Origin of the sequence: Xanthomonas sp. WHRI 1810A (genome assembly GCF_040202885.1) — a bacterium.
In the GTDB taxonomy this organism is placed as follows: domain Bacteria; phylum Pseudomonadota; class Gammaproteobacteria; order Pseudomonadales; family Pseudomonadaceae; genus Aquipseudomonas.
In genome coordinates this window covers 29707-41668 of the sequence record NZ_JBEGED010000011.1, presented here as the reverse complement: position 1 = coordinate 41668, position 11962 = coordinate 29707, and the positions used below count along the sequence as shown (strand labels likewise).

The 11962-nt window shown below is 61.1% G+C and carries 8 protein-coding genes; 5 read left to right on the top strand and 3 right to left on the bottom strand.

Annotation, left to right across the window (positions count from 1 at the left end; genetic code table 11):
* Window positions 1-109: 109 nt before the first annotated feature.
* The 3 genes from ABQX22_RS16825 (at window position 110) to ABQX22_RS26965 (ending at window position 3591) form a co-directional block, all read left to right on the top strand.
* On the top strand, window positions 110-2140 hold the full coding sequence (locus tag ABQX22_RS16825) for a putative bifunctional diguanylate cyclase/phosphodiesterase (RefSeq protein ID WP_349800996.1): 2031 nt from the start codon (window positions 110-112) through the stop codon (window positions 2138-2140).
* 151 nt (window positions 2141-2291) lie between these two features.
* Window positions 2292-3158 (top strand): transcriptional regulator HexR, encoded by an 867-nt coding sequence (gene hexR, locus ABQX22_RS16820; protein WP_349800995.1) that lies wholly within the window; start codon window positions 2292-2294, stop codon window positions 3156-3158.
* 202 nt (window positions 3159-3360) lie between these two features.
* Window positions 3361-3591: a PA3496 family putative envelope integrity protein gene (locus ABQX22_RS26965; protein WP_441005301.1), complete on the top strand. Its 231-nt coding sequence runs from the start codon at window positions 3361-3363 to the stop codon at window positions 3589-3591.
* Here ABQX22_RS26965 and ABQX22_RS16815 read toward each other — a convergent pair.
* Complete coding sequence (locus tag ABQX22_RS16815; protein ID WP_349800994.1) at window positions 3545-4495, bottom strand: LysR family transcriptional regulator; 951 nt, start codon at window positions 4493-4495, stop codon at window positions 3545-3547. The two genes, ABQX22_RS26965 and ABQX22_RS16815, sit on opposite strands and share 47 nt — an antisense overlap.
* A gap of 185 nt (window positions 4496-4680) precedes the next feature.
* On the opposite strand from ABQX22_RS16815, the gene ABQX22_RS16810 reads away from it, so the two are divergent.
* Both ABQX22_RS16810 and oadA read left to right on the top strand, forming a co-directional pair.
* A complete protein-coding gene (locus ABQX22_RS16810) occupies window positions 4681-6096 on the top strand; it encodes an acetyl-CoA carboxylase biotin carboxylase subunit (protein WP_349800993.1) in 1416 nt (471 codons plus the stop codon).
* A gap of 104 nt (window positions 6097-6200) precedes the next feature.
* Window positions 6201-8009, top strand: coding sequence for a sodium-extruding oxaloacetate decarboxylase subunit alpha (oadA, locus tag ABQX22_RS16805; protein ID WP_349800992.1), 1809 nt, complete (start codon window positions 6201-6203; stop codon window positions 8007-8009).
* A gap of 237 nt (window positions 8010-8246) precedes the next feature.
* On the opposite strand, the gene ABQX22_RS16800 is transcribed toward oadA, so the two are convergent.
* Both ABQX22_RS16800 and ABQX22_RS16795 read right to left on the bottom strand, forming a co-directional pair.
* Entirely contained in the window at window positions 8247-11219 is a 2973-nt protein-coding gene (locus tag ABQX22_RS16800) for an autotransporter outer membrane beta-barrel domain-containing protein (RefSeq protein WP_349800991.1), read from the bottom strand.
* A gap of 60 nt (window positions 11220-11279) precedes the next feature.
* Entirely contained in the window at window positions 11280-11951 is a 672-nt protein-coding gene (locus tag ABQX22_RS16795) for a GNAT family N-acetyltransferase (RefSeq protein WP_349800990.1), read from the bottom strand.
* Between the last annotated feature and the right edge of the window lie 11 nt (window positions 11952-11962).

Sequence of the window (11962 nt, the reverse complement as noted above, 5' to 3'; positions counted from 1 at the left end):
AGCAGGAGCACCGCGACCGTCCGTACGATTTATTACCCGGCTGTTTGGTCAGGCCGAACCCTTGTGTATGCTCCCACCACGTCCAAAGGCCCCAAATATAAGAACCGCCATGACCCCGAGTACCGATGCCCCGGCCGACGCTGTCGCGACCAGGCATGTCATCCGCAAGCAATTTGCGACCGAGCTTGCGGTCGAGCGGACCCGTATTCTCTATCAAGGGTCGCTGTTGCCGACCCTGTTCATGTTCCTCAATGGCTTACTCTGCGCCTGGCTGCTGTGGAGTCCACAGCGCTATGTGCTGGTGGCCGTGTGGGTGGCATGGCTGACGGCGCTGGTGTCGCTTCGCGTGCTGCAAGTCGCTGCATTCAGAGCCGCGTCCCCCGAGCGTCAGGCGCAGCCGATCTGGAAACGCATGTTTCTGCTGGGCGCCTGCGCCAGCGGCCTTACCTTGTCCACGGCCGCGCTGGTGCTGGTGCCGGTCGAAAGCTTCGTGCAGCAAGCCTGGGTCTTTGGTCTGATCGGTGCCGCCACATTGTCGGCCAGTGTGGCCTATGCCGTGAGCATCCCGGCGTTTCTGACCTTCACCGTCCCTTGCCTGATGCCGCCGATTGTCTATCTGTTCTGGGGCGGCGACGTACCGTTGCGCGGCTGGGGTTGGCTGGGCTTGATCCTGCTGCTGGCGCTGATCGTCGTTGCGGCGCAAATCAATCGTTTGATCCAGCGCAGCTTGATCAGGCGTTTTCAAACCCTGGCGCTGATCGAGCACCTGCAAAACGCCCGGACCAAAAGCGAAGAGCTCAACGGCGAACTGGCGCGACAGTTCGAGGAGCGCACGCGCTACCTGTCCCACTATGACGAGCTGACGGGGCTGCCTAATCGGGCGCTGTTCTCCGAGCGTCTGCGTGATGCCAATCAGCGGGTGCGCCAAGGCAAAAGCCTGGCGCTGATGCACATCAACCTCGATCGCTTCAAATTGCTCAATGACAGTCTCGGGCATGAAGTGGCCGATCAGCTGCTGCATCAGGTCGCCCGACGCCTGGGGAGCACGCTGCCCGAAGCCGATACCATCGCGCGCTTGTCCGCAGACGAGTTTGTCGTGCTGTTCGATGCCCATAGCACGCTTTCATCGCTGGCCCGGGTGGCCAGCCGATTGCTCAGCAAGTTGAGTTCGCCGCTGCTGGTGTCGGGGCATGAATTGGTCGTCAGTGCCTCGATCGGCATCAGCATGCTGCCTGACTCGGCGCGGGAAATTTCCGCGCTGGTGAGCCAGGCGAACATGGCCATGCAGCAAGCCAAACACCTGGGCGGCAATAACTTTCAGTTCTACACCGACAGTCTCCAGGGCAGCACGCTGGAGCGTCTGCAGCTGGAAATTCAACTGCGCAAGGCCGTGCAAGAGCATCAGCTCGAAGTGTTCTATCAGCCCAAGATGTGTATCAAGACCGGGCGCCTGAGTTCTGCCGAAGCGCTGGTTCGCTGGCGCCACCCTCAGCGCGGGATGGTGCAGCCCAGCGACTTCATAGCGTTGGCTGAAGAGACGGGCTTGATCGGTGAAATCGGTGAATTCGTGCTGCGCCAGGCGTGTCATCAGGCGTGCTCATGGCAGCGAGAGGGGCTTGAGCTGATTCGCGTGTCGGTCAATCTGTCGGTGCACCAACTGCGCCAGGGCAAGCTGGTCAGCCTGGTCCGTCAGGTACTTGAGGAAACCGGTCTGGCGCCTGAATACCTTGAGCTGGAGCTGACCGAAAGCCAGCTGCTGGAAAGCGTTGAGCACATTATTGCCACCTTCCAGCAACTGCGGGATCTGGGCGTGAAACTGGCGATCGATGACTTCGGCACCGGCTATTCCTCGTTGAGCTACCTCAAGCGGTTTCCGGTGGATTACGTCAAGATCGATCAGGCATTCATCGGCGGCCTCGGTGACGGGACCAAAGATGCCGCCATCACCCGGGCGATCATTGCCATGGCCCACAGCCTGGGTTTGAAGGTAGTGGCCGAGGGCGTGGAGAACGCTCAGCAGTTGGCGTTCCTCAAGGCTCACGCCTGCGATGAAGTGCAAGGGTATTTGATCAGCAAGCCGGTCGACGCGCCTGGGATGGGACTACTACTGGCTCAGCGTGTGGCAGCAGCCTACCGTTGATCCCGACAGGTCCTGCGACGCAACGCGACCAAGCTTGCAGCGTTCAGTGGTCAAGCAGGCGGACATCGTTTCGCTGTGCGGCTTGCAGGTCATGTAGTATAACTACAAGAAAGCTACATCCCGTCCCAACCTTATCATTGAGTCCTGCCCCTTGAATCTGCTGCAGCACATCGCCCAGTCACGCCATCTCTTACGCAAGTCGGAGCTTAAGGTTGCCGAGCATGTGCTGCTCGACCCTGCGGCCGTGATGCACAGTTCCATGGCAGACCTGGCCCACATCGTGGGCATCAGCGAGCCGACCATCGTGCGGTTCTGTCGCGCCATTGGCTGCACCGGGTTTCAGGACCTCAAACTCAAGCTGGCCCAGAGCCTGGCCGCCGGTGCCAGCTTCGGGCAGTTCGCGATTCATGAAGATGACTCGGTCGCTGACTACAGCCTCAAGATTTTCGACACCACGCTGCACACGCTCATGGAAGTCCGGGAAAAACTCGATCCCCATGCCTTGCAGGCAGCGGTGACCGTAATGGCCGCCGCGCACCGGGTCGAGTTCTACGGGTTCGGCGCGTCCGGAGCAGTTGCCGCCGATGCGCAGCACAAGTTCTTCCGCTTGCTGCTGACCGCCGCGTCCTATTCCGATCCGCACATGCAGGCGATGTCGGCTGTGACCCTCAAGCCGACCGACGTCGCGGTGTGTATTTCCCAATCGGGGCGCTCCAAGGATTTGCTGATCACGGCCAACCTGGTACGTGAAAGCGGCGCCAACCTGATCACTTTGTGCCCAAGCCAGACACCGCTGGCGGAGTTGTCCACCGTCAATCTGGCCATCGATGTGCACGAAGACACCGAAATCTACACGCCGCTGACCTCGCGCATCGCGCACCTGGTGGTGATCGATGTGTTGGCGATGGGCGTTGCCATGGCCCGCGGCCCGAGCCTGGTCAACCACCTCAAAAGCGTCAAGCGCAGCCTGCGTAGCCTGCGGTTGTCGCCCAAGTCGATCAAGTCCCACGAGGACTGAAGTGAAAGCCCTGCTGGAGCGAGGCTTGCCCGCGAAGCTGTTCCTGCCTTTGGAGCTTTACGTGCGTAACCGGCCCATTCGCGGGCAAGCCTCGCTCCAACAAGTCTTGCATCAACCTTCACCAACTTGTCACGCATTCGCCCCCGGATCGTCACGCCCGGCAACCACTCTGTACTCCCGCACACGCAATGGGAGACAGGATATGCCTCGGCACTACGATGACTCGCAGCAACAGACGAACTCCAGCGTCAAGACCCGCCGTCAGCATGAAGACCAGCGCCGCATGGCGTTCCGGCGTGCAATCGAGACCTACTCCGAAGAGCGCCGCCTGAATCAGGAGCTCTCTGACTACCTCGACGCCGCGTCCTCCCACCTCTGGCAAGCAGCTAAAGGCTCCGAGGGCGGCCATCGAACCGCGCAACAACCTCGCTGATCTGCGCACGTTCGGTGCGGATGAATGAGAGAAACGCGTGCGCCACCGGCGACAGGCGTTTATCTCGGCCCTGCACCACGCACCAGCTTCGATACAACGGCAACTCGGCCACCGGCAGCTCCACCAGCGCGCCGGTGGTCAGTTCCAGGCTCAGCGCGTGACGCGTCAACAGCGCCACGCCGAGGCCCGCCAGCACGCATTCGCGCTGCGCTTCGGCTGACGACACCTCCAGCGTCTGCTCAAAATGAATGCGCTTCTCCTTGAAGTACTCCTCACATGCCTTGCACGTCCCTGAACCCGGCTCCCGAACCACCAGCGTGTAGGGCTCCAGGTCTTTCAGGCTGGGTTTTTCCAGCTGACACAGCGGATGGTCCGGCGGTACGACTGCCACGATCGGATTGTTCAGAAACGGCAGAAATTCCAGGCCCATGTCCTGCGGCACCATCGACATCACCACCAGGTCATCGCGGTTATCCGAGAGCCGCCTTATCACCTGCGCGCGGTTGACCACCGCCAGGTTCAGCATCACGTCCGGGTATTGCCGCTTGAAGGCGGCAAACAGGTGAGGCACGAAGTATTTGGCGCTGGATTCGATGGCCAGCTTCAGTTGCCCTTGCAGCGAGCCCTGCATGTCCGACAGCTGCATGTCCAGGTTTTCCAGGCGCCCGAAAATGTCCCGGCTGGCGGCTTGCAGCGCCTCGGCAGCTTCCGTCATATAGAGCTTTTTACCGACGTATTCGAACAGCGGTTGACCGACCAGCTCCTCCAGCTGACGCATCTGCAGGCTGATGGCCGGTTGCGTGAGGGACATTTCTTCGGCGGCGCGGCTGTAAGAGCGCAGGTCGCACACTTCATTGAAGATTCGTAGCTGACGCAATGTCATGCGCATCAATGACTTACGCATAATCTTTGTTCCCCGATGCGTGTGAAGCCTTCGACTATAAGGTTTTACTTATGCATCACCCAATATTTACTCATTTTTGTTAATTCCTGTTCCGGCTTAGGGTGGCTGTGCGTGGGCGATGCAACATGCCGTTACGCGCTGACCGGTCTACCGGGTCTCCTGTCCAACGGTCGAGGGAATGCCAAGTGATAAGAAAAATCCTGATCGCAAACCGGGGTGAAATTGCCGTCCGCATCGTGCGCGCTTGCGCCGAAATGGGCATCCGCTCGGTGGCGATCTATTCCGACGCCGACCGCCACGCGCTGCATGTTAAACGCGCCGATGAAGCCTATGGCATCGGTGCCGAGCCACTGGAGGGGTATCTGAACCCCCGCAAGCTGGTGAATCTGGCCGTGGAAACCGGGTGCGACGCCTTACACCCCGGTTACGGATTTCTGTCTGAAAACGCCGAGCTGGCTGATATCTGCCTGGAACGTGGCATTCGGTTCATCGGCCCGTCGGCCGAAGTCATCCGCCGCATGGGTGACAAGACCGAAGCCCGGCGCAGCATGATCAAGGCCGGTGTCCCGGTGACGCCGGGCACGGAAGGGAATGTGGCGGACATTGCCGAGGCGCTGGTGGAAGGTGATCGCATCGGTTATCCGGTGATGCTCAAGGCCACGTCCGGTGGCGGCGGTCGCGGGATTCGTCGCTGCAACAGCCGTGAAGAACTGGAGCAGGCGTTCCCCCGGGTTATCTCGGAAGCGACCAAGGCGTTCGGCAAGGCCGAGGTCTTCCTCGAAAAATGCATCGTCAATCCCAAGCACATCGAAGCGCAGATCCTGGGCGACAGTTTCGGCAACGTCGTGCACCTGTTCGAGCGTGACTGTTCGATCCAGCGCCGCAACCAGAAGCTGATCGAGATCGCACCGAGCCCGCAACTGACCCCTGAGCAGCGTGCCTACATCGGTGACCTGTCGGTGCGCGCGGCCAAGGCGGTCGGGTACGAAAACGCCGGAACCGTGGAATTCCTGCTCGCCGAGGGCGAGGTGTACTTCATGGAAATGAACACTCGGGTGCAGGTGGAACACACCATCACCGAGGAAATCACCGGCATCGATATCGTTCGCGAGCAAATCCGCATCGCCTCCGGGCTGCCGCTTTCAGTCAAGCAGGAAGACATCATTCACCGTGGTTTCGCGTTGCAGTTCCGCATCAACGCCGAAGACCCGAAAAACAACTTCCTGCCCAGCTTCGGCAAAATCACTCGTTACTACGCTCCCGGCGGCCCCGGCGTGCGCACCGACACGGCGATTTATACCGGCTACACCATTCCGCCGTACTACGACTCGATGTGCCTGAAGCTGATTGTCTGGGCGCTGACCTGGGAAGAGGCCATGGACCGTGGCCTGCGTGCACTGGACGACATGCGGCTGCAAGGCGTGAAGACCACGGCCGCGTACTACCAGGAGATCCTGCGCAACCCGGAATTCCGTAGCGGTCAGTTCAACACCAGCTTCGTCGAAAGCCACCCGGAACTGACCAACTACTCGATCAAGCGCAAACCCGAAGAGCTGGCCCTGGCCATCGCCGCCGCCATTGCCGCCCATGCAGGCCTATGAATAAGCCAGCTGCAAGCGGTAAGCCGCAAGCTTCAGGCAAGAGCGCGTTCGGCTTTTACTTGCAGCTTGTGGCTTGAAGCTTGTAGCTATAAGGAGATCAGAATATGTCCAAGAAAATCTTCGTCACCGACACCATCCTGCGCGACGCCCATCAATCGTTGCTGGCCACCCGGATGCGCACCGAGGACATGCTGCCGATCTGCGAAAAGCTCGACAAGGTCGGCTACTGGTCACTGGAGATGTGGGGCGGCGCCACGTTTGATGCGTGTGTGCGGTTCCTGAAAGAAGACCCATGGGAGCGCCTGCGCCAGTTGCGTGCGGCACTGCCCAACACGCGCCTGCAGATGCTGCTGCGGGGGCAGAACCTGTTGGGTTATCGCCATTACAGCGACGACGTGGTTCGGGCCTTCGTCGCCAAGGCCGCCGTCAATGGCATCGACGTGTTCCGTATTTTCGACGCCATGAACGACGTGCGTAACCTGCGCGTTGCCATCGAAGCGGTGAAGGCGTCGGGCAAGCATGCCCAGGGCACGCTCGCTTACACCACCAGCCCGGTGCATACCATTGAGGCCTTTGTTGTTCAGGCCAAACAGATGGAAGCCATGGGTTGCGATTCGGTGGCGATCAAGGACATGGCCGGTTTGCTGACGCCTTACGCCACCGGCGAACTGGTCAAAGCATTGAAAGCCGAGCAATCGCTGCCGGTGTTCATTCACTCTCATGACACGGCCGGCCTGGCCGCGATGTGCCAGCTCAAGGCCATCGAAAACGGCGCCGATCACATCGACACTGCCATCTCCAGCTTCGCCTGGGGCACCAGTCACCCGGGCACTGAGTCCATGGTCGCTGCGCTTAAGGGCAGCGAATTCGACACCGGGCTGGACCTGGAACTGCTGCAGGAAATCGGCTTGTACTTCTACGCAGTGCGTAAGAAATACCACCAGTTCGAGAGCGAATTCACCGCCGTCGACACCCGCGTGCAGGTCAATCAGGTGCCGGGCGGCATGATTTCCAACCTCGCCAACCAGCTCAAGGAGCAGGGCGCGCTGAACCGCATGTCGGAGGTCTTGGCCGAGATCCCTCGCGTGCGCAAGGACCTGGGCTACCCGCCGTTGGTAACGCCCACTTCGCAGATCGTCGGGACCCAGGCGTTCTTCAACGTGCTGGCCGGCGAGCGTTACAAAACCATCACCAACGAAGTGAAGCTGTACCTCACCGGTGGCTACGGCAAGGCGCCGGGCACGGTGGATGAGAAGCTGCGCCGCCAGGCCATCGGCAACGAAGACGTGATCGACGTGCGCCCGGCTGACTTGCTCAAGCCGGAGATGACCAAGCTGCGCGGCGAGATCGGCGCCCTGGCCAAATCTGAAGAGGATGTGCTGACTTATGCCATGTTCCCTGACATTGGGCGCAAGTTTCTCGAAGAGCGCGCCGCCGGGACGCTGGCACCGGAAGCGCTGCTGCCGATTCCCGAACCGGGTGCGGTGACCAAGGCCGGCGGGGAGGGCGTGCCGACCGAGTTCGTCATTGACGTCCATGGCGAAAGCTATCGGGTGGATATCACCGGGGTGGGCGTCAAGGCTGAAGGCAAGCGCCACTTTTACCTGTCCATCGACGGCATGCCGGAAGAAGTGGTGTTCGAACCGCTCAACGAGTTCGTCAGCGGCGGGATCGGCAAGCGTCCGCTGGCCAGCAAGCCCGGCCATGTCAGCACCACCATGCCAGGCAATATCGTCGATGTGCTGGTCAAGGAAGGCGACGAGGTCAAGGCGGGTCAGTCGGTGTTGATCACCGAGGCGATGAAGATGGAGACCGAGGTTCAGGCGGCCGTGGCGGGCAAAGTGACGGCCATCCATGTGGCCAAGGGCGATCGCGTCAATCCGGGTGAAATCCTCGTGGAGATCGAGGGCTGATTCAACGCTGAAAAGTTAAAAGGCCTCCTGCGCCAAGACGCAGGAAGCCCATTGTTTACCTCGGGGGAGCACGCGTGGCTCCCCTTTTTTTGTCTGTTATTTGACCGTATTACCACTCCGCACAAATCAACGGATGACCATTTGTATGAGCGCGCTTGCCCGCGATGGCGTCAGGTCAATCAACGCAGCGTTAGCCGACGGATCGCAATCGCGGGCAAGCGCGCTCCTACAGATCAGTTAAAAACTCATCTGCCACTGCCCGATCAGCGCGTGATTACGGCTGTTGCTGCCCAATTCGCCGTTGTAACCGATGCTCAAGGTGTGATGCGCCGACACGCCGAGATCCACCCCGGCCTCGACCATCAGGCTGTCGCGATCAAGCGCGCTGCCTTCGACATTGAACGCGCTGCCGCCGAGGACGAAAGCCTGACGGGTTTCGCTGTCGACGTCGCCGAAGGTGTGGCGCCAGCCGAGACTTCCACGCGGCGTGATGCTCATGCCGTTGTCCAGTTGATTGAGTTGGGCGAAACGCGTACCGAAGGTGCTGCTGACGTTGTCTTGCGTCTGTGAATCGACGCTCAACGCAGCGGCGCCGCCTTTCTCCTGGTAGCTGTCCCGGTGATAGCGCTGATAACCCAGGTTGGCGAACGGTTCGACGCTGAGTCGGCCGCTGCCCATGGCGTAGCCCAGTTCGGCGAAGGCTTGCTGACTGTCGGCGTCGTAATCGCCCTTTGGCCGGTCACTGAAGCCGTTGAAGTCGACCCGGCGTTTGTTCTCACCATCATGGCCGCTGTAAGCCGCGCCCAGGCGCAGCGCCAACGGGCCGTCCTGACGCAGCGCATAGGCGCCGACGTGCCAGCTGTCGAGTTCGCCGTCCACGCCGGTGCTGTCCAGATCGGTCTTCGAATAGCCGCCCAGCACGCCGACGCGCCAGACAGGTGACAACGCCCAGTCCACACCCAGCACGATGCCTTTGGTCCGCTGTTCCGTGCCATCACTGCCGTGCTCACCGTCCAGCTTGCCGTAGCCGCCGATGCCTTGCAGCCACACCCGGCCCTGCGCGTTCGGATCGTTCAGGTTGCGCACGTTACTGGGTACGCCCGTCGCGGCGAGCACAGGCGTTTCGGCCTGGTCAAGCCCCACCAGCAAACCGGCGCCGCTGCCTGTCTGGCGCATCGCCGACATCATGCTGCTGCCCACCAGCGAGCTGGCGCTCAGCGTCGCGCTGCTCAAATTCGCGGTGCTGCCGCCGGCCAATTGCTCGATGGCCGACCCGGCAGTGCTGGTGCTGGTATTGAGCACGGCGTTATACAGCGCGTTGCCGGTGCCCACTGTGGCGATGCTGCTGGCCGCGCGGCTGCCGTTGGCACTGAGCGCGTATTGGTTGAACGCCACGTCGTTACGGCTGTAGGTCAGATCGACGGCCGTCGGGGTGTAGGCGAGCGTTGGCGTCAGGAAGGCGTAATCGCTGCTGACGCTGTCGAACGTGCCAGTAATGCTGCCCGCTTGCAGTACGGTGTATTGGCTCTGCCACGGATAGGCGGTGCTGGTGGCGTTGGCATTCACCAACAACGAAGCGCCGGTAAGGCTGGCGTTGCCATCGATCCTCACCGTCGCGCTGCTGCCATCGGCATTCGCACCGAAGGCCAGCGTCGAGCCGCGGCTCATGTTCAGGTTGCCGTTGACGTGGGCCGCGCCATAGGTGGTGTTGGCGAGTAGCGTGCCGGCGACGTTGAGATTGCCCACCGTGCCGCCACCGGCATACGTCGCGCCCTTGTCGACGTTCAGGGTGCCGGCGATACCGCCCTGGTTGATCAACTCCGCGCCATTGAGCACGTTGCCGCCGATGCTGAAGTCGCCGCTGCCGGTGAGTGTCCAGATGCCTTGTTTGACTTGCAGCGACTCGAAATTCTGGCTGGCGCCGAAACTGCCGCCTAGGGCGTCGTCCATGATCACGCTGTCCGTACCGCTGCCGCCATCAACCACGCCCACGAAGCGACTGCCGTTGCGCAAGGTCAGGCTGTCGTTGCCGCCGCCCAGGTCCAGTGCCAAGCCGTTGCTGCCGCTGATCAACCCGTCGTTGAGCACGCTGTCGGCGAACTCGCCCACGAACTTCACGCCGAAGCCGTCGAGGCCCTGAATCGTGCCGTGGTTTTCCAGGTACGTGGCGCCAACGCCCGAGCCGCCGCTGCCGTCGTCCACCAGGATCGCGCTGTTGGCGCCGCTGATCATCGCGCCTGGGCCGTTGAACACGTAACCGCCGCCCAGCGCAATGCCTTCGCTGCCGTTGGCGAAGCCATTCTTGTCGACGCCGCTGGCGCCCGTGCCCTGAATGGTCCCGTAGTTTTCGATGTGGCCGATCAGGTCGATGTCCACGCCGTCGCCGTCGCCATTGGGTTGCAGGCCGTTGTTGGTGCCTGTGATCGTGCCGTAGTTGGTGACGGTGCCTGTGCCGTCCGAGCCGAAACCTGAGCCGTTTCGCCCGATGATCGTGCCGAAGTTGTTCAGGGTTGCGCCCAGGTCAGTGGTGATGCCGTGGCGACCGCCCGAGATCAAGCCGTAGTTGTTCACCACCACGCCGGTGGCTGAATCAATGTCGACACCGTCGAATTTGTTGTCGGCGATTTTCGAGTCACCGGTGGAGATCTCGCCGTAATTGGTGATGGTGTTGTTGGAACCGGTCTTCATGCCGTCGCTGGCTTCACCGCGAATCAGGCCGCCTGCGTGGTTGACCACGGTGATCTTCACCCCGTCGCCGCGCAGGGTGTCGAGGTCCAGCCCTTGGCCGGTCAGTGAGCGGATGGTGCCGCTGTTGTCGATGCTGACGTTGCCGCTGGGGATATCGCTGTCAATACGAAACGCATCGTCCTGGCCTTGAATCAAGGCACCGGCGCGGTTGATGACGGTGTAGTTGCGTGCCTTCGTCTCGTCGCCGCTGCTGTCGAAGCCGCGCCCGCCGGTGGAAATGATCTTCCCGGCGTTATCCACCACAACACCTGCGCCTGTGGTGGTGCCTTTGAAGCTGACGGCCTTGCCACTGAAGCTGATGCTGCCAGCGTTTGAAACCGTCAGCGTGTCGGCGCCGCTGAGTTCCTGCCCCGCTGTTGTTGCGGACGTGATTTGAACATTCTTGGCGAAAGCCTCTGTCGCCAGGCCGCTGGAAATAATCAATGCGATATGCAGGGCAAGTCGTTGCTTGGCGCGGGGCATGAAGGACGGCCTTTTTTGTATTAGCAAGGGCGTCCTATATAGCCGTTTGATATGACAGATTTATAACGTGCGAAACGCTTCCAGCGATTTCACTTGCTGCCCGTCGTTGAAGTTGTCTGCCGCCAGCCAGGCTTCGAAAGCGGTTTGGCGTTCAGGCCATTCACTGTCGATGATCGAATACCACGCTGTGTTGCGGTTTTTGCCTTTGACCACCATGTGCTGGCGAAACGTGCCTTCGTAGGTGAAGCCGAACCGTTCGGCGGCCCGTTTGGATCGCGCGTTATCGCCGTTGCACTTCCACTCCAGACGACGATTGCCCAGCGCAAAGGACTCTTTGGCCAGCAGGTAAACCGCTTCCGTACTTTTCGGCGTGCGCTGCATGGACGCGCCAAAGGTGACATGGCCGATCTCGATGCGACCGTGCGCCGGGACGATGGACATCAGGCTCAGGTAGCCGTCGATAACGCCGCTGGCCTGATCGACCACGGTGTAGAACCATGGGTCGCTGCCGCCGGCCAGCCCCGAGATAAAGTCATCGAACACGCTGCGCTCGGTAAAAGGGCCGTAGGGCAAGTAGTCCCAAAGCTTCGGGTCTGAGCCAGGACCTTGCAGCGCCGCCCACAAACCGTCGCCGTGACGCGCGGGATCAAGCTTCTCCAGTCGTACGAAACGTCCTTCCAGCGTGCGGGCTTCAGGCAGTTGGGCGGGTTGCCAGTGTTCAAGGTTCGACATGTCAGGGCATT

Coding starts and splice junctions, on each gene's coding strand:
- ABQX22_RS16825 (WP_349800996.1), top strand. CDS start 110: ATGACCCCGAGTACCGATGCCCCGGCCGACGCTGTCGCGACCAGGCAT.
- ABQX22_RS26965 (WP_441005301.1), top strand. CDS start 3,361: ATGCCTCGGCACTACGATGACTCGCAGCAACAGACGAACTCCAGCGTC.
- ABQX22_RS16815 (WP_349800994.1), bottom strand. CDS start 4,495: ATGCGTAAGTCATTGATGCGCATGACATTGCGTCAGCTACGAATCTTC.
- oadA (WP_349800992.1), top strand. CDS start 6,201: ATGTCCAAGAAAATCTTCGTCACCGACACCATCCTGCGCGACGCCCAT.
- ABQX22_RS16800 (WP_349800991.1), bottom strand. CDS start 11,219: ATGCCCCGCGCCAAGCAACGACTTGCCCTGCATATCGCATTGATTATT.
- ABQX22_RS16795 (WP_349800990.1), bottom strand. CDS start 11,951: ATGTCGAACCTTGAACACTGGCAACCCGCCCAACTGCCTGAAGCCCGC.